Origin of the sequence: uncultured Roseibium sp. (assembly GCF_947494555.1) — a bacterium.
In the GTDB taxonomy this organism is placed as follows: Bacteria; Pseudomonadota; Alphaproteobacteria; order Rhizobiales; family Stappiaceae; genus Roseibium.
Genome location: NZ_CANLVF010000006.1, coordinates 107094 through 124691, shown reverse-complemented (window position 1 = coordinate 124691; position 17598 = coordinate 107094). Strand labels below are relative to the sequence as shown.

Below are 17598 nucleotides of genomic sequence, written 5' to 3'. Positions count from 1 at the left end.
GGCAACACCCGCGCGCGTCCGCGCTTTGTGCGCACGCGAACATCCGGATTGGGTCTTCGATCCCGATCAGTTGATTCCGTTGCGCCTTGGAAAGCCCGGCAGACTGTAATAAGCCTAGGAATCACAGGCAGCTGCGGCATCCGCTGCCGTTTACCGTGAAAGCGGATGTCTTGCTGCTGCAAAGAAAATGTCTTGTTTCCGCAAAGTAAATTCTTCACTCTAGCGCAGGTCCCGTCTCGTCGGTTAGGCGTTGCAACATGATTTTGGTTGATGAAGGACAGAGCCCGATCATCCTGTGCCTGCCGCACAGCGGCACCGATGTGCCCAATGCGGTGTCAGGCCGGTTCAACGCGACAGGCCGCCTTCAGGCAGACCTGGCATGGCGGCTGGAGCGTGTGTTCGGGTTTCACGCTGACCTCGATCTGACCGTCCTGCGTTCTTCCGTTTCGCGTTACGTCATCGATCCGGATGTCGATCCTGCGTCGCAACCGGGTGCCGCTGTCGATAACGCCGACCTCTGTCCGGAAACGACACTGGACGGCAAGAAAATCTACCAGGAAGGCGAAGAACCCGGCCCGACTGAATTGGAACAAAGGGTTCTCCTGTTTCATTCGCCGTTTCATATGGAGTTGCGCAAGCAGGTCGACAGGTTGATGCGCAGGCATCGCAACATTGTTTTGCTGGACTGTCAGTCGATGCGTTCTCAGATCAAGGGCGTGACGGACAAGGGATTGCCTGTCGTCAACATCGGAAGCGCCGGCGGAACTGCCTGCGACGCTGACCTGCGAAACCTGTTCGTCGGGTCGTTCAGCGGTTTGGAGGGCTTTACCGTTGGCGTTGATGAGCAAACGACTGGCGGATACATCGTTCGGACCTACGGCAGGCCCGAACAGGGTATCCATTGCCTGACGCTGCTTCTGGCGCAGCGATCCTACCTTCGTCACGAGTCCCCGCCCTTCGAGCCCGACCGGACCCGTGTTTCGCGCTTGCAGGCCGTTCTCGCGGACAGTTTTTCAAGAATTATAGCTTGGGTTGGTACGCAGGAACGAACTGAGGCTGTCAGGACCGAGACCGGTGACCCGGTCTCGCCGGATGCCGTCGAACACACCGATGCAGACGAGACGCCTGCTCAGGATGGTGAGGTTGAACCGGCGGAAGAAAATGTATCGCTATCTGAAGAAAACCCGACACAGGCATCATCGGATCAAGAGGAGATCATTCCGGTCGATCCAATGACCCTGACGCAAAATGCAGCGCCCGGCGATGATCCCCAGAACCCGGATAGGCCGGTCCCGCTGCTGGTCGCCGAATGAAGTGACCCGTTCGTTCGGGTGCGGCTGTCGGCGTTATCCCTGCGATCAGGCCGATTGATCGCCGGCAAGCTTCTCCCCACTGCTGTGAACGGGCTGAAAGCCACCCGAAGATTGGAATTGGGCAGTTGCCGACGGTGTGCGAGCGCTGCTCGCACACGTTTTCACGATCGTTTTTAGAAAAAGGCCTGAAGACCGGTTTGCGCGCGGCCGAGGATCAGCGCGTGAATGTCGTGCGTGCCCTCATAAGTGTTTACGGTCTCAAGGTTCTGGCTGTGCCGCATGACGTGATATTCTTCCTGAATACCATTGCCTCCGTGCATATCCCGTGCCTGTCGCGCGATCTCCAGCGCCTTGCCGCAGTTGTTCCGCTTGATGATGGAGATCATTTCCGGAGAAGCTTTCCCGGCGTCGAAAAGCTGTCCGACACGCAAGGCAGCCTGCAGGCCCAGTGAAATTTCGGTCTGCATGTCGGCGAGTTTCTTCTGGAACAGCTGGGTTTGCGCCAGCGGGCGGCCAAACTGCACACGGTCAAGGCCATATTGGCGCGCACGGGTCCAGCAGTCTTCCGCCGCACCCATGGAACCCCATGCAATGCCGTATCTTGCCCGGTTGAGACATCCAAACGGCCCCTTCAGTCCGGAGACATTGGGCAGCAGAGCTTCTTCGCCGACTTCGACGCCGTCCATGACGATCTCACCGGTGATCGACGCGCGCAGCGACAGCTTACCACCGACCTTGGGTGCCGAGAGACCCTTCATGCCTTTGTCGAGCACAAAACCCCGGATCGCACCGTCATGGGCTTCCGACTTCGCCCAGACGACAAAAACGTCAGCAATCGGGGAGTTTGAAATCCACATTTTGCTGCCGGTCAGCCGGTATCCGCCGTCGATCTTGTCGGCGCGGGTCCGCATTCCGGCGGGGTCGGAACCGGCGTCAGGCTCGGTCAGCCCGAAACAGCCGACATACTCTCCCGTGGCCAGTTTGGGCAGGTATTTCCGGCGTTGTTCTTCAGAGCCGTATGCATAAATTGGATACATGACGAGAGAAGATTGCACGCTCATCATCGACCGGTAACCGGAATCGACCCGTTCGATTTCGCGCGCGACCACACCGTAGGAAACATACGAGGCACCGGCGCAGCCGTAGTCTTCCGGAAGAGTGACACCGAGCAATCCAAGGGCGCCCATTTCATTGAAAATGCCACGATCCGTTGTCTCTTCCCGGTACGCATCGATGATGCGCGGCAACAGCTTTTCCTGTGCAAAGGCACGCGCCGTATCCTGGATGAGCTGTTCGTCCTCTTTCAACTGGTCGCGCAGGTGAAATGGGTCCTGCCAGTCGAATGTGCCGCCACCGGACGGGGAGGACTTGATCTGTACGGGTGCATTCATGGCGCTGCTCCTGTTGCGAGGCTGGCAAATCTGTTGACCTCCAAATTGCGCATTGCGCAATCGATTTGACCGGAGATCATTCTGATTTGGAGAGTGTGACCGGCTTTTTATTTGCAGAAAAGCGAAAGCTGGTTCAAAGTTCATAACCAATTGGAATGAAGTAAGAGAAATTGATGAAGCGAGCCTTTATCCCCGCGGCGGACACCCTGATTGCGTTTGAGTGCGCGGCAAGGCACTTGAGTTTCACTCGGGCTGCGGAAGAGCTGCACCTCACTCAAGGGGCTATCTCGAAACAGGTACGTCACTTGGAAGACCGGCTTGGCGTTGAGCTCTTCAGACGCGTAAGGCAACGCATTGTGCTGACGGATGCCGGCCGTCTCTATCTTCACGACATCCGCGGAGCGTTGGAGCAGATGACCGCGGCAACCCGCCAGGTGATGTCGTATGCCGGCAGCGCCGATGTTCTGAACCTGGCTGTGTTACCGACATTTGGAACACGCTGGCTTGCCCCGCGGCTGGCGGATTTCGGGCGCCGGTATCCGCAGGCCGGGCTGAATTTGAGTGTGCGCCTTCAGCCCTTCGATTTTGATGAACAACCGTTTGACGGAGCAATTCACCACGGTGATCCGGTCTGGGCAGGTGCGATCACAGAAAGGCTCTTTGCCGAGGAAGTAATCCCTGTCGCATCGCGTGTCTTCCGGGACAGGCATGAAATTCGAACACCGCAGGATCTAATACGTGTGCCCCGGCTCCAACTGGCAACGAGACCACTGGCATGGCGGCAGTGGTTCGATCTTGCCAGCGTGGAAACGGATAGCGCCTTTCAGGGAGCACGTTTCGAACAATTTGTGATGATATCGGAGGCTGCTATCCACCACGCGGGAGCAGCGCTTATTCCGCGTTTCTTTATTGAGGCCGAATTGGCGTCAGGTCGTCTTGTCCGTCTGTTTGATCTGTCACTTGACCAGCAGACCGCCTATTACTTTGTCTATCCGGAGGGGCGGACGATGCGTCCGGTCGTTGCCGCGTTTCGGCAGTGGCTCATGGAAGAGGCAAGAACCGCGCGGGTCGACAGGGAAACCATGCTGCCGGAGTAACTGCCGGGACAGACTGCCAGAACAATTGAATGCGACGAATACATGAGACGGAATGACAAGCAACACCTGCGCTTGATCTTGAACGGAAAGTCGGCTGCACGGAACGACGTGCGCACGGCGGTGAGCGCGGTCAGGGCGATGGGCCATACGGTTTCGGTTCGTGTAACCTATGAGGCCGGAGATACGGAGCGGCTTGCAAAGGAAGCATTGAGGGATCAGGCGGCAGACGAGATCGACACACTGGTGAGCGCCGGCGGTGACGGAACGATCCATGAAGTTGTGGATTCGGTGCTGCAAGAACTGGGCGACGGGGAGAAGCCACCCTTTTCATTTGCGGTGCTGCCGCTGGGAACCGCGAATGACTTTGCCCGTCACATACGTCTGGATCCTGCCGACATTCCGGGCTGCCTGCGTTTTATAGCGCGTGCCAGTGCCAAACCGATGGATGTCGGTGAGGTCAACGGTTGCTGTTTCGTCAATATGGCAACGGGTGGATTTGGAACCCAGGTGACCTCTCAAACGGACCCGAACCTGAAGCGTGTCCTTGGCGGGGCGGCCTATTTGTTCACCGGTCTGCACCGGTTTTCGGAACTGGCTGCATGCGAAGGCAGGATCGAATCGGAAGGATTTTGCTGGGAAGGTGCCTTTCTTGCACTTGCCGTCGGCAATGGACGGCGCGCCGGAGGCGGGATCCGTCTTTGCCCCCGTGCCAAGCTCGATGATGGATTTCTCGACCTGACCATTGTGCCGTTTCCGAAGTCCGGGAAAGTTACGGACCTGCTTTCGACACTCCTGGACAGTGGCGTCGACGGCATGAAGAACGGCCTTGTCCAGAGAAAAGCGCGCGAGATCGTCATTCAGACCGCAAAACCTGTCCAGTTCAACCTGGATGGCGAGCCGATGAATGGACAGGACTGGAAGATTGGGATAAGGCACCACCAAATTGACATGCGGCGGTAGAACGCCGCTCGTCCCGCAGTGGACGCAACGATCCAGAAGAAATCATGGACGAGTACCAGCTCAAGAACTTCCTGAAATTTGCGCCCGCACGTCTTGGTCTTGCCGCTAAAAAACACCTTCTTGTGCACATCCCCAAAAACGGCGGGATGGCGCTTCGCGAAGCGCCTGCCTTGAAGGACCGGATCATCATCGCGCATCGCAGGCGCCTGGTCAGCAAGAAGTATGCGGACGAGCTTCAGAACTTCATGACATCCAGGAAACTTCATCCAGGATACGAGCACGCACGCTTGCGCGATATCGACAAGTCCGTGCGCGGCGGGACCATCGCATTTGCAGTGATCCGCAATCCCTGGGCCCGCACGTTTTCACGGTACAAGTTCTACCTTCAAACCGGTGGTGGGAAACTGCCGAAAACCGAGCTTTCCACGAGCGGTTTTGAAGCGTTCCTGGAAACACGTCACGATGTCGGCAAACAGGACTATTTTTGGCACAGGGCATCGCTCGGCTGGTATCCGCAGTCGGATTACGTCGTTGACGAAACGGGCCGGGTTGCGGTCGAGATCTTGCGTCAGGAAAACCTGAGCGAGGAGGTCTCGCGCTATTTCGACGTTGCCGACAGGCTCGAATCCAAGAATGTGTCTCGCAATGCGAGTGCATCTTACAAGGATTTCTATTCAAAAAGCGCCATACAGGCGGTCGCCGATTGGTACGCGTCCGACCTTGAACTGTTCGGCTTCGACTTCGATACGGCGGCGCAAAAAGGCACGATTTTCACAACCGCGGCGTAGAGTCGCGGCTCACTCGCCTTTCTCTGTCCAGACGCTGTTTCCTTCGACGACCGTCTTTTTCAAGCCCACTTCTTCCCTGTGCTCTCTGCCGATGTCTGCTGCCACATATTCTCGGCGCTTTCCGATGAAGTGGTTGCGATAGCGTGCGGTGTATTGATTGAGTGGCGGATTCAGTACGTTCAGCTGCTTTTCAGGGTCGAGCTCGTCGCGCATCAGAGACGCACATTCGTGCGCAAATTCCCGCTTTACGAAGCTTGGACTGGTCGTGAAAATCGGTCTCTTCTTGTTGAGACCTTTTCCGAGGTCGTGCCCGAGAACTTTGAAGCGGCTCGGTTCATAGTGATACGGGGAGCGGTACCCCCAGTTTTTCTCTTTGGTCATGAGAGAGATCTGAGTCACACGCCGCTTTAGCGCATTTGCGAAGTCCTCATAGGTGACATCCCGCGCCAAAACCCAGTCGTCTTCGAGATGAAAACTCCACTCGGCGTAGGGCTGTTGCCACAACCATTTCACGGCCTTGGTGAAGTGCGGCGTTTCCGGTTTGTGGGCCACAACCTCAGGAAAGAAATTTTTGCAGATGCGCTCGCATTCTTCGACCTCTGCACGTCCGCCTTCAAATGGATCGATATTCACGAAAAGTGTTTCCAGCGTGAAATGCCGGAATAGCCGCTCGGAGAAACTCTCAAGCGTTTTTTGCAGAAGACCGGTTCGCGCGCCGGACACAAGCGTGACGTCAATCGGGATCTTGTTCATTTTTGTTCGGGCCGGCAAAGAACCGGCTTGTGCCTCTCCACCTGGCGAACGCAACTAAAGCCTTATGCCAACGGGGATACCAGAAATCCAGTGATTGTTCGGCAAACAAGCGTTCACGAACACATCCGGAGTACTGGCAATCCCGATTTGTGCGATACGGCCGCGATGCCAGCGAAAACTGGCGTTTTCCGCTTTTTTTTTGAAGTTGGAGCGACTATAACGCTCCGATCCACCGACACGTCGTCAAGCCGGTTACGCGTTGAATTCAATGTGAGAATTGGTTCAGCGCCGACGGCACAGATATTCCTCAAAGATTGGCAGTCAGCAATCAACGGGTATCCGCGCACAATACATACGGGACAGATGACAAAAACAGCACTTATCACCGGTATCACAGGGCAGGACGGCGCCTATCTCGCGGAACTTCTGCTTGGCAAGGGATACACGGTTCATGGGATCAAACGCAGATCCTCATCGTTCAACACCGCGCGGATCGATCATTTCTACCAGGACCCGCACGAGAAGAATGTAAAGCTGCACCTGCACTACGGGGATATGACGGATTCAACCAACCTGATCCGCATTATGCAGGAAGTTCAGCCTGACGAAGTCTACAATCTGGCCGCCCAAAGCCACGTGCAGGTGTCCTTCGAAACGCCCGAGTATACGGGCAACGCGGATGCCCTGGGAACGCTGCGCCTGCTTGAGGCGATCCGTCTCCTGAACCTCACGGACAAAACGCGATTTTACCAGGCGTCCACCTCCGAGCTTTACGGCAAGGTGCAGGAAGTGCCGCAATCGGAAAAGACGCCGTTTTACCCGCGCAGTCCTTATGCGGCAGCCAAGCTATATGCCTACTGGATTGTCGTAAACTACCGAGAAGCCTACGGAATTCACGCCAGCAACGGCATCTTGTTCAATCACGAAAGCCCTATCCGCGGAGAGACCTTCGTCACCCGAAAAATTACTCGCGCGGTTGCTGCGATCAAGCTTGGTTTGCAGGACCGGCTTTACCTCGGAAACCTCGACGCAGAGCGCGACTGGGGCCATGCAAAGGATTATGTCGAGGGGATGTGGCGCATCGTTCAAAACGATGTCGCGGATGATTTTGTGCTGGCAACCGGCGAAAAGCACTCGGTTCGTGAGTTTGTTGAATTGGCCTTTGGCGAGGTCGGAATTGCCCTTCGTTGGGAAGGTGAAGGTGTGAACGAACAGGGGATTGATAAAGAGACGGGTAACGTGATCGTCTCGGTCGATCCGCGTTACTTCCGGCCGACTGAAGTTGATCTCCTGATCGGTGACGCCCGCAAAGCTCGCGACACCTTGGGCTGGGTGCCTGAAACGTCCTTCAAGGACATGGTGGCACAAATGGTGCGATCCGATTTGGAAACTGTTCCGGCCGAGCTGGACAATGCCAAGAATTCCTCTCGGACGGACGCTTGAACTGAGGCTTTCATGCAAGGAACACCTTCAAGCGACCTCACAGGCCGGTCCGGATTCGACCTGACGGCAAAACGGGTTTTCGTTGCCGGTCACAATGGAATGGTTGGAAGCGCGCTCTGCCGCCGTTTGCAGAGCGAAGCATGCAACATCCTTACGGTCGACAGGCAGGCGGTTGACTTGAAGCAACAGGGTGAAGTTGAAGCCTGGATGAACGCCAGTCGGCCTGACGTCGTGTTCTTGGCCGCTGCGAAGGTCGGCGGCATACAGGCCAACAGTTCCCATCCGGCAGAGTTTCTTTATGACAATCTCATGATTGAAGCGAATGTCATTCATGCGGCTCATCAGACTTTAGTCAAAAAACTCGTCTTTTTGGGATCGACCTGTATCTATCCCAAGATGGCGCCTCAGCCGATAAGCGAGGACAGTCTCCTGACAGGACCGCTCGAGCCGACAAACGAGTGGTATGCGATCGCAAAAATCGCAGGTGTGAAGCTGTGTCAGGCCTATCGCGCGCAATATGGAAGCAATTTCATTTCAGTCCAACCCACGAACCTCTACGGTCCGGGGGACAACTATGACCTTGAGTCCAGCCACGTGCTGCCGGCTCTTTTGCGAAAAGCGCATGAAGCCAAGGTGGCAGGTCACGACACGCTGGAAGTTTGGGGCAGTGGCACTCCGTTGAGAGAGTTTTTGCATGTCGATGACCTCGCCGATGCGGTCGTGCATCTGGCCAGGACCTATTCGGGGGCGAAACCGGTCAACATCGGATCGGGCGAGGAAATCAGCATCAGGGTTCTCGCGGAACTCGTTTGCGAGATTGTCGGCTTTGACGGAACGTTGAAATTTGACGCAAGCAAACCGGACGGGACACCTCGTAAACTGGCTGATACATCTTTGTTGAATTCACTCGGTTGGAACGCCGCGCGCGCGCTGCGCGAGGGCATCTCGGATACCTATTCTCAGGCCTTTGGTTCCGGACGCTGAAGCGGCATGTCTTTTCAGGATAGCCCTCAACGAAAGCTGGTTATCGTCGAGCAGAAACTCGTCCGCAATCGCGGGCACCAGCACACCCAGATCGGTGCGTTGCGCAATATGCTACCCGGATTTGATCTTCATTTGATCACCGGGGAGGATTACAACGGATTCCTGGGCGAAGCGACCGCGAGAACGTCAAAACGCTCCAGGGACTTGTCGAAACTGTACTGGCGGACCAGGCACGGATCCGCCAGGCAGAAAATAGATGCAGCCTTGCGGGCGCTGGTAGCGGGACAGATCCTGTCTCTGCCCGGATCATCTTACGGGCATGTCCTGGCCAAGACCTGCGATGCGTTGCAGATGAGCTCGGACGATCTGGTTATTGTCCCCTCGGCAGATCTGGAGTCGCTCGAATCCACATGCTGGTTTGTTGAAAACAAGCAAGGCCAAACGCCGCGCCTTCTTCTTCGCTTCCTCGATCCCGAACTGGGTGAGCACAAGGGTTTCCGCCGGAAAGAACGTTTGAAGGTTCTGTCAAAGACCTTGGCAGCTGCGAACAATCTGGTGCTTTCCTGCGAAACCGAGGAGATGGCCGCATATCTGAATGCGCAATATGGGCTGGACGTTAAGGGCGGCTTTTATCTCCCGTGCAGTTTCGACCCCGCGGACCCACCGATACAGCCGGAAAGGCCAATATCCGACGCTTTCAGAATTGGGCTTTTTGGCGCTCCACGGCCCGGAAAAGGTTACGAACGGATCGGCGCCATTGTGTCCTGCATCGAAGACCGGTTGAAAACAGCGCCACAGGAAAGGCCAATCGAGATACTGCTTCAAGGCGCTGAAGAAAACTACGTTGATGGTGGTGTCTACGCCTTTGCAGACAAATACAAAGCCGACGAGGGCATACTTCGTATTCTAAAACTCTCTGACCGCCTGGACCCGAGTGAGTTTACGGACCGTTTTCTTTCAACCGATGCGATCTTGCTTCCATACGACACTGCTGTCTATGGCCTGCAGGGATCGGGGATCATCCAGGACGCGGTCGCAGCAGAAAAGTTTGTCATTCATTCGGAGGGGATCTCGATGCAGAACCTTTTGAACAGTGGCAACGCGCTTGCAGCCTCTTCGGACAGCGGTTTTGCGGAGGCAATCTGTGAAGCAGCCATGTCGCGAGGGGAAAGTCACCACAATCGCCGTGCGGCGCGGGAGAAATATCTGGCCAGTCTAGGGAACAACTTTCTGATCGGAGCAGATGCGCAAGTATAACGCTGCGAGCTCCAATCGTCGCCAACCCGAGGTGGTCCGATAAGCTCGTTGTTATCTCAAAAACAACAAGGGTCGTGGACGATCCAACTATACAGGAATATTGGAAAACTGTTTGCATCATGTCACGGTGCGCATTCCAGGGCCTGGTACGGTGAACACCACCTTGTAATTTGAATGTCAAACGAAGACAGGTTGGCAGCGCGATGCCAAGATTGCGCGTGAAGATTTGCGAGAAATGGGGTGAATGTTGAAACCTGCGAAGTCAAAAAACAAAAAAAGACCGATCTCTGATCTGGTCAAAAGAGCTAAACATCAAATCAAGGTGCTTCGCGGCAAGAAACATTCTTTGCAATTTCGCTTTTCATCGAGTGATCATCCGCTCATCGCGTTAGGTACCGAGTATGGCGGTTGGACCTTCGTTGACGACGACGACCTCAAAGGCTCCGTGATCATATCTGCGGGACTGGGCGAAGACGCTTCTTTTGATGTTGCTTTTGCAAATCGCTACGGCGCGAAGGTAATCATCGTTGATCCGACACCTCGAGCCGTCGTTCACTTCGAACAGATTAGCGACAGATTTGGTTTGCCAAGCAGCCAGTCTTTCAACAGTACAGGGCAGCAAGACCCTGCTGCGTATGAACTGTCGGAAATCGACACGTCCAAACTGATACTTGTGAAAAAGGCTCTTTGGAACGCAGTCACATCCGTTCGGTTTTATGAGCCGAAGGACAAGAAAAACGTCTCGCATTCAATCAGTAATTTTCAAAATGAGTACAGCAAAGAGACGGACTACATTGATGTGCCGGCAATCGATATGATTTCGATGCTCGACGAAATGGGTGTCGATCTGTCTCAGGTTAAGCTTGTCAAGCTGGATATCGAAGGGGCGGAGATTGAAGTCATCAGGCACATGCTGTCCAAGGACTTCTATCCAAAACAGATACTTCTGGAAATTGATGAATTGAATTTCCCCTCAAAAGTGGCTTATGGCAGGGCCACTGAGGTAAGCACTCTTCTAAAGAAACGAGGCTACAAAGTCGTTTGGTCCGACGGACGTGCAAACTTTCTCTTCTACAGAAAGCAATAGGCTATTTTTTACGAAAATACCTTTCAGATGAAGGTGAAGCAGTGCGTTTTGATTATTTGCCGCACAAGGTGAGATATCGTTGCGATGCGTATCGGCCAGAAAACCACTTTCTATCGATTGTGCTGTCAAGGTTGGTTTGCAACTGGGATAGTTCAAAATGGTCTGAGCATAGATCTAGGGATGGCAACGGGTCTTGTTTTGTTGACTGTCAGTCCTTCGAATTAGATGTCTTTGCACCAATGTACCGCTGAAGGGGATTATGAATGAGTGCTGTTCTGGTAACAGGGGCGAGCGGGTTCTTGGGAAGGCACATAATGCGTGAACTCCAGAAGCGAGACATTCCCGCCTTCGCCCTGGTTCGGGCGGGACGACCGCCGGAGGCATATGCGAACTTTCAGATCCTTCGGGATGACGGTGACGTCCAGAAGCTCGCAGATGATTTCAAACGCCAGAAGATATCGCGCGTCATCCATGTGGCGACAATTTATCCGGCTGATGAAACTGCCGGAAACGCAATGGACATTCTGAACGCCAATTTGCTTTTCGGCGGCAAGATCCTTGAGGCTTCACGGCTGGCGGGCGTGACCGGTTTTGTCAACATGGGCACCTTTTCGCAGTTTGGTGAAAACGGTGATGTGAAGCCCAATTCGCTCTACGCGGCTACCAAGCAAGCGTTTTCCGAGATGCTGAGCTATTATGCTGACTGGCATGATTTGAATGCGATAACTCTTGTTTTGTACGACTTGTATGGCCCTGGCGACACCAGGCCGAAGCTTCTTCCGGAGCTGATTTCGGCTGCCAGAACCGGCAACTCGATGGATGCGACCCCGGGCCTGCAGAAGATGGTGCCACTCCATGTTCGGGATGCGGTTGCCGCGGTTATTTTGGCGCTCGAGAACTTGAGCGATGGTACCGGGTCATCCAACCCCAATCAGTATGTTTGCGGCGATGAAGTCATAACGGTGAGAGAGCTGGCACGCGTTGTCGAAACGGTTTCTGGTCGGGCGATGAACGTCAATTGGGGAGCGCGCCCCTATCGCAGCAATCAGCTTATGGTGCCGTTTGTCGGACCAAAACTCAGTGGGTGGGAGCCAAAGATAAAAATCGCGGAAGGTGTTGAAGAATTGCTGCGGGAATGGGATGACACAGCCGGATAACCGGGGACATCTAGCGTCAGAAAGATATTATGCTCAAAAAAGAATTTTGGCAGGGCAAGCGCGTTCTGGTCACCGGTCACACGGGGTTCAAGGGCAGTTGGCTGCTCCACTGGCTGAAACGGCTTGGCGCGAATGTAAGCGGCGTTGCACTCGACCCGGAAAGCGAACGGCATCTTTATGTCTGCACTGACGCGGGCAACGGTCTGGAAAACGACTTCAGGGTGGATTTGCGGGATCCGGCGCTGGTCCGGGACGCGATTGAGTGTTGCAGCCCTCAAATCGTCTTCCATCTCGCCGCACAGCCGCTGGTGCGATTGTCCTATGACAGCCCGCTCGAAACGTTCGAAACAAACGTCATGGGAACCGCATACTTGCTCGATGCGCTCCGGACGGTCACTGGGCTTGAAGCGATTGTCGTCATAACCAGCGACAAGTGTTACGACAACAAGGAATGGGTCTGGGGCTATCGTGAGAACGAGGCTATCGGCGGCAAGGACCCGTATTCAGCCAGCAAGGGGGCGGCGGAAATTCTTACCGCGTCCTACCGGCATTCCTTCTTTGCGCAAAACCGGACGGGATTGGCAACTGCCAGAGCCGGCAACGTGATCGGCGGCGGCGACTGGGCAATCGACAGACTGGTTCCGGATATTGTCGGCTCTTTCATGAAAAACGAGACCGCGATCATAAGGAACCCGCATGCGATCAGGCCTTGGCAACACGTTCTGGAGCCGCTGAGCGGGTATATGCTCCTTGCCGAACGGCTCGCCGAAGACCCGAAACAATTCGGCGAAGGCTGGAATTTTGGTCCGAATGTCGAGGGCATCTGGGAAGTCAGGAAAATCGCGAATGTCTTGAAAGCGTGTTGGGGTGGGAGTGCCGATTGGGGCACTACGGGGCACGCTGACACAGAGAAGAAAGAAGCCAGGATACTTGCACTGGATAATTCGAAGGCGCTTTTCGGGTTGGGATGGCGTCCGGTGTGGGACACCCGGACCGCACTGCAAAGAACGGTTGAATGGTATAGGGGCTTCAATGATGGCGAAGACCTGACAGCATTGACGCTGGCCCAGATCAATGAATATGAGACCGCTCTAAGCTCAATGGAACAAATGGAACCGATTAAATGAAAGCGGTAATTCTGGCGGGGGGGCTCGGAACAAGGCTGGCCGAAGAAACGGTCACCCGGCCAAAGCCAATGGTCGAAATCGGTGGCAAACCGATCCTCTGGCACATCATGAAGATGTATTCCGCGCACGGGATCAACGAGTTCATCATATGCCTCGGATACAAGGGTTACATGATCAAGGAGTTTTTTGCCAACTACTTGATGCATGTATCAAACGTCACGATAGACCTGAAAAACGGCGGTGTGGAGCTGCTCGAAAACAGGTCCGAACCCTGGAAAATCACGCTTATCGAGACGGGGCTGAACACACAGACGGCCGGCCGGATCAAGAAGATACTGCCTTATGTGGGTGACAGCGATTTCTGCATGACCTATGGCGATGGTCTGTCCGATATCGACATCACCGAGAGCATCGCTTTTCATCGCAAGGAAGGCCGCCTCGCAACGGTTACTGCAGTGAGGCTGCCCGGCCGTTTCGGCGCGGTTGAAATAGAAGACACAAAAGTGAGTGGCTTCGTGGAGAAACCCAGAGGGGAAAGCGGCTGGATCAACGGTGGTTTTTTTGTGCTTTCACCGAAGATCGAAGCATATCTTCAGGCTCCTGATATCGAGGACACTCCTTGGGAACAGGCTCCGATGAAGGGCATTTCGCACGATGGCCAGATGTCGGCCTTCGTTCACGAGGGGTTCTGGCAACCGATGGATACCTTGCGCGAAAAGCAGTATCTGGAAAACCTATGGCAAAGCGGTGATGCCCCCTGGAAGGTCTGGAGGGATATCCGTTGAGCGGTGCCGCGCCGAATGTCTCAGGTGATTTTGCAGTCGTCAGCGGGATCCCGGCGGGAAAGTCCGGAACCGGTCAGCTGGTGGCTTACCTGGTGGCGCAAGGACTGCCGTACATCGAGCCGGGTCCCAGGCTGGATAAGAGGGATGACCGATCTGTCTTTCGCGAACTGTTCTTGTGGCTGAAAGGCGCACCGCGTTGGCTCCTGTTTTTTGTCCGCCTCTGGTTTCTGAGAAGGTCAAAGACGCCGGTGCTCTTGCTGCACCCGCAGGACCTTGGGTTTTCCGCGACGTTGAAGATCATTAAATTCCTGCGCGGGAACTGCTGGATCTACCTGTTGGAGTCGAGCTTCTTCTGCGTCCGCAGCTACAACCACCAGCCAATGGAACACGCGGCATGTCTGAGATGCCTGGGCGACCCCGACCAGCATGCCGCCAAGATGTACGGGTGTTCGCCATTTCCCCGGCAGACATCAAGCGCCACTGTGTTTGTTCGCAAGCTGTATTCACTCGCGCGCGCCGGGAAGGTTCAATTTCTGGCGCAAAATGAACGGCAGGCGAAGCTCGCCGAACAGCAATTTGGAATGCCTGTGCCTGTCGTGGGTCTTTGGACAGCGGACATTGAAGAGTCCCTGATTGCAGGCACAAAGGGCATCGAAGAGCCGAAGCCGGGCGATACCCAGTGGGATATCGTCTTTCACGGGAACGACGTTCTTGCAAAAGGAAGCCGCTGGGCGCTTTCGGTTGCACGCCATGCGCCGCAGCTTTCATTCTTGTTTCCGTTCAAGTGTCCTGCGGATGTCGATGATGCACCTGAAAACTGTTCCTTTGTTCAGATGAGTTGGACGAGCGGGCTTAGAGACGCAGTCTCGTCCTGCAAAGTCGTCCTTTCGCCGTCCTTCTGGTCGGCGTCGATCGAAGGGGCGCTTATCAAGAACATTCGCTTTGCTTCCACGACAGCGGTTGCCGTGAACTCCACAAGCTTCTCGGATGAAATACCGGAAGGCGTCGTTCTGCATTTGGATGCTTATCCTGAAAAAGCTGCCATGCAATTGGCGGAGTACCTGTCATCAGAGCGATCGGTGGACAGTGACCAGAAACGAGAATGGCTGGCCTCGTTTACGAAAAGAAACAGCACCTATATCCAGAACATAAATGAACAGATGAGAAGTACAGTTTGAAGACTGGTTTATTCGAGATGTTTCATGAGTGTCGGGTTTAGCATCAGTGACAGACGCGCAGGAAGGCCATCAGATGAAGAATAAGGAACTGGCACCCGTCGCGCTTTTTGCTTTCAATCGGCCGGATCATACTCGCAAGACACTCGACGCAATCGCGAAAAACCATCTTGTGGGCGATACGGATCTGTTCGTGTTTGTGGACGGTCCCCGAACCGATAAAGATATCGCGTCAATCCAGGAAATTTGCGCAACCGCCGATGCGGTAGAGGGCTTCAAGTCGGTCACCATTGTCCGGCAGGAGGCCAATATCGGTTTGGCAGGGAGTATTGTCCAAGGAATAACCAAGGTTCTTGAGGAGCACGACAGGATAGTTGTCCTTGAAGACGACATCGTCACCAGCCCGGCCTTTCTGAACTACATGAACGGCAGTCTTTCGCACTTCCAAGACGAGAAAAAGGTCTGGCATGTCTGCGGCTACAATGAACCAACGCGAAGCAAGGCCTTCACGAAAACCCATTTTTCACGATTGATGAATTGCTGGGGGTGGGCGACCTGGCGCGACAGATGGCAGCATTTCGAAAAGGACCCTGAAAAGCTCCTGAGTGAATTCACGCCGGACATGATCAACCGATTTGATCTGGAAATCGGTGAAAAATTCTGGTTCCAGGTTCTGGCCAATGCCGATGGCAGAATGAACACTTGGGCAATTTTCTGGTATGCGACGATCTTCAAACAGGACGGATTGTGTCTGAACCCAAACGTTTCTTACGTGCAAAATATTGGTTTTGACGGAAGCGGCGAGCATTGCAACGTCGATGAAATTCGCAACAAGGCGAGAAAACTGAATCAGGAATTGAATATTGAGTATCCGGATGTTCTGGCGGAAGACCCGGAAGCATTCGAAGCCTTGCAAGGGTTTTACAGGCTCAAGAAGCGAGGCCCGGGCAAGATAGAAAAAATAAAGAAAAAAATACTCGGTAGGCTGTTCGGGAAATTGAACTGAGATTTCAGGTCTGCAGGAATTTCTTGCACTAGAGATAGGGGTTCAGCGGAAGTTCGCGGACGTCCCAGCCTGCGCGCTTCATGGCGTCGGTCAGGGCGGAAGAGGGAGCATCCTTGAAAATCATTGCTGTGAGCAACTTTGTCCGTTTTTTGCCGGCCTCACAGGCTTCATCCATGGCTTTTATTGCACTTTTGACCTCGTTAATGGCAGCAAGGTCTTTCTCGTCGTTGCTGTTCAGCTTAACGAACTCGATCCCTTCCCTGTAAGCGTCATTGCATCCGATGAACGCGACCAAGTTTCTATGTATGCCGAGCGCGAACTTTTCGACCTCGCGCTCAGACAAGCTGTAGACATAGTTCCCAACGGGTTCAAACGTATGATTTTTTGATTTGTAGACGGGTTTCTTCTTCTTTCGGAACAAGCGAGAAATCTTCCACTTGCGTTTCTCATAGGCGGGTTGATCGATACTAAGGTCCCTTGGCTCGGTCAGGATGACGCCTTTTCGTGCAACACGGAACATCTGATCCAGAGCGATGTAGGGGCGGGGAAAATGATGAAAAGATTCCTTGCAATAGACGTAGTCGAAACTGTCGTCTTCGAAGGTCAGCCGTTCTGCATTTTGCTCTGAATAAGCCTCAATCAGTTTCTTTTCTGCGGCGATTTTCAACAATTTGTCCGAAATGTCGCTGGCATGCACGTTCGTCGCGCCACAGGCAGCCAGAAATCGTGCGTCTGATCCGTATCTTCCATCTCCGACCGTCAACCAACTTGCGCCGGGATCGGCCGCAACGATCGTTTTCATGGGCTCACGCATGCGATCGTGCCGCCAGGCATCCAGAGTATCGTTGGATTGCCATGTCTCGCCCACTGCGTTTCTCGCAGGGTCGTCTATGACCTTTTGCCACTCGCTTTCGTGACGGTCGTAGCTGAAATAGCTCTTCTTTTCCAAAATGGCCTCGGTCGCGGCAAAGCCGCGCTGTGCGTTTCACTGCAGATCGGTATATGTGACTCAGCACCATAGGTGTAGTAGGAAGTTTGCCCTGATTGATTTTGGCATGCTGTAGCTGGCAAACAACCAGGTCGGTCGGCACAGGACATTCCGTTCGCGGGGCTCAAATCGAAATATGCGCCGTTTGCTATTGTTTGATCTTTGCTTTCGACGCCTGTGTCATCGCAAGAAACGCATGTGTAGCTGGTCCTGTCCGGGGTACAATAGTGGCCACTTGCAGAAACGCAGCAAAATTGAGTATTTGTCTGCCGATGGAGGAGAAGTCT

General features: G+C 54.4%; 16 protein-coding genes. 13 read left to right on the top strand and 3 right to left on the bottom strand.

All coding sequences use genetic code 11. The annotated features are described in order from the left end of the window. Nucleotides 1-257 precede the first annotated feature (257 nt). Nucleotides 258-1313 carry an N-formylglutamate amidohydrolase gene (locus tag Q0915_RS25565; RefSeq protein WP_299483563.1) on the top strand — a complete coding sequence of 352 codons (1056 nt, stop codon included), beginning with the start codon at nucleotides 258-260 and terminating at the stop codon, nucleotides 1311-1313. Between the two features lie 173 nt (nucleotides 1314-1486). Here the strand turns inward: Q0915_RS25565 and Q0915_RS25560 are convergent, their stop codons facing one another. Next, entirely contained in the window at nucleotides 1487-2704 is a 1218-nt protein-coding gene (locus tag Q0915_RS25560; protein WP_299483562.1) for an acyl-CoA dehydrogenase, read from the bottom strand. Between the two features lie 173 nt (nucleotides 2705-2877). Between Q0915_RS25560 and Q0915_RS25555 the strand changes: the two genes are divergently transcribed. The 3 genes from Q0915_RS25555 to Q0915_RS25545 are packed head-to-tail and all read left to right on the top strand — an operon-like array spanning nucleotide 2878 to nucleotide 5549. After that, nucleotides 2878-3801, top strand: coding sequence for a LysR substrate-binding domain-containing protein (locus tag Q0915_RS25555; protein ID WP_299483561.1), 924 nt, complete (start codon nucleotides 2878-2880; stop codon nucleotides 3799-3801). A gap of 42 nt (nucleotides 3802-3843) precedes the next feature. Further along, complete coding sequence (yegS, locus tag Q0915_RS25550) at nucleotides 3844-4761, top strand: lipid kinase YegS (RefSeq protein ID WP_299483560.1); 918 nt, start codon at nucleotides 3844-3846, stop codon at nucleotides 4759-4761. 44 nt (nucleotides 4762-4805) lie between these two features. Continuing rightward, on the top strand, nucleotides 4806-5549 hold the full coding sequence (locus Q0915_RS25545) for a sulfotransferase family 2 domain-containing protein (RefSeq protein ID WP_299483559.1): 744 nt from the start codon (nucleotides 4806-4808) through the stop codon (nucleotides 5547-5549). 9 nt (nucleotides 5550-5558) lie between these two features. On the opposite strand, the gene Q0915_RS25540 is transcribed toward Q0915_RS25545, so the two are convergent. Beyond that, a complete protein-coding gene (locus Q0915_RS25540) occupies nucleotides 5559-6302 on the bottom strand; it encodes a hypothetical protein (protein WP_299483558.1) in 744 nt (247 codons plus the stop codon). 363 nt (nucleotides 6303-6665) lie between these two features. On the opposite strand from Q0915_RS25540, the gene gmd reads away from it, so the two are divergent. From gmd to Q0915_RS25495, 9 genes are all read left to right on the top strand, one after another. Continuing rightward, nucleotides 6666-7745: a GDP-mannose 4,6-dehydratase gene (gmd, locus tag Q0915_RS25535; RefSeq protein ID WP_299483557.1), complete on the top strand. Its 1080-nt coding sequence runs from the start codon at nucleotides 6666-6668 to the stop codon at nucleotides 7743-7745. Between the two features lie 12 nt (nucleotides 7746-7757). After that, nucleotides 7758-8729 (top strand): GDP-L-fucose synthase, encoded by a 972-nt coding sequence (locus Q0915_RS25530; RefSeq protein ID WP_299483556.1) that lies wholly within the window; start codon nucleotides 7758-7760, stop codon nucleotides 8727-8729. Between the two features lie 6 nt (nucleotides 8730-8735). After that, nucleotides 8736-9986, top strand: a complete 1251-nt coding sequence (locus tag Q0915_RS25525) for a hypothetical protein (RefSeq protein WP_299483555.1) — start codon at nucleotides 8736-8738, stop codon at nucleotides 9984-9986. 244 nt (nucleotides 9987-10230) lie between these two features. Continuing rightward, the gene (locus tag Q0915_RS25520; RefSeq protein ID WP_299483554.1) at nucleotides 10231-11073 is read left to right on the top strand and encodes an FkbM family methyltransferase; all 843 of its coding nucleotides are present in this window, start codon (nucleotides 10231-10233) and stop codon (nucleotides 11071-11073) included. 263 nt (nucleotides 11074-11336) lie between these two features. Continuing rightward, complete coding sequence (locus Q0915_RS25515) at nucleotides 11337-12230, top strand: NAD(P)-dependent oxidoreductase (protein ID WP_299483553.1); 894 nt, start codon at nucleotides 11337-11339, stop codon at nucleotides 12228-12230. A 29-nt stretch (nucleotides 12231-12259) separates the two neighbouring features. Continuing rightward, on the top strand, nucleotides 12260-13357 hold the full coding sequence (gene rfbG, locus Q0915_RS25510; RefSeq protein WP_299483552.1) for a CDP-glucose 4,6-dehydratase: 1098 nt from the start codon (nucleotides 12260-12262) through the stop codon (nucleotides 13355-13357). Then, nucleotides 13354-14142 carry a glucose-1-phosphate cytidylyltransferase gene (rfbF, locus tag Q0915_RS25505; protein ID WP_299483551.1) on the top strand — a complete coding sequence of 263 codons (789 nt, stop codon included), beginning with the start codon at nucleotides 13354-13356 and terminating at the stop codon, nucleotides 14140-14142. The genes rfbG and rfbF overlap by 4 nt, the downstream gene beginning before the upstream one ends. Beyond that, nucleotides 14139-15320 (top strand): hypothetical protein, encoded by a 1182-nt coding sequence (locus Q0915_RS25500; RefSeq protein ID WP_299483550.1) that lies wholly within the window; start codon nucleotides 14139-14141, stop codon nucleotides 15318-15320. The genes rfbF and Q0915_RS25500 overlap by 4 nt, the downstream gene beginning before the upstream one ends. 73 nt (nucleotides 15321-15393) lie before the next feature. Beyond that, on the top strand, nucleotides 15394-16323 hold the full coding sequence (locus Q0915_RS25495) for a glycosyltransferase (RefSeq protein WP_299483549.1): 930 nt from the start codon (nucleotides 15394-15396) through the stop codon (nucleotides 16321-16323). A 28-nt stretch (nucleotides 16324-16351) separates the two neighbouring features. Here Q0915_RS25495 and Q0915_RS25490 read toward each other — a convergent pair whose 3' ends face one another. Further along, nucleotides 16352-17272 carry a class I SAM-dependent methyltransferase gene (locus Q0915_RS25490; RefSeq protein ID WP_299483548.1) on the bottom strand — a complete coding sequence of 307 codons (921 nt, stop codon included), beginning with the start codon at nucleotides 17270-17272 and terminating at the stop codon, nucleotides 16352-16354. Nucleotides 17273-17598: the final 326 nt, after the last annotated feature.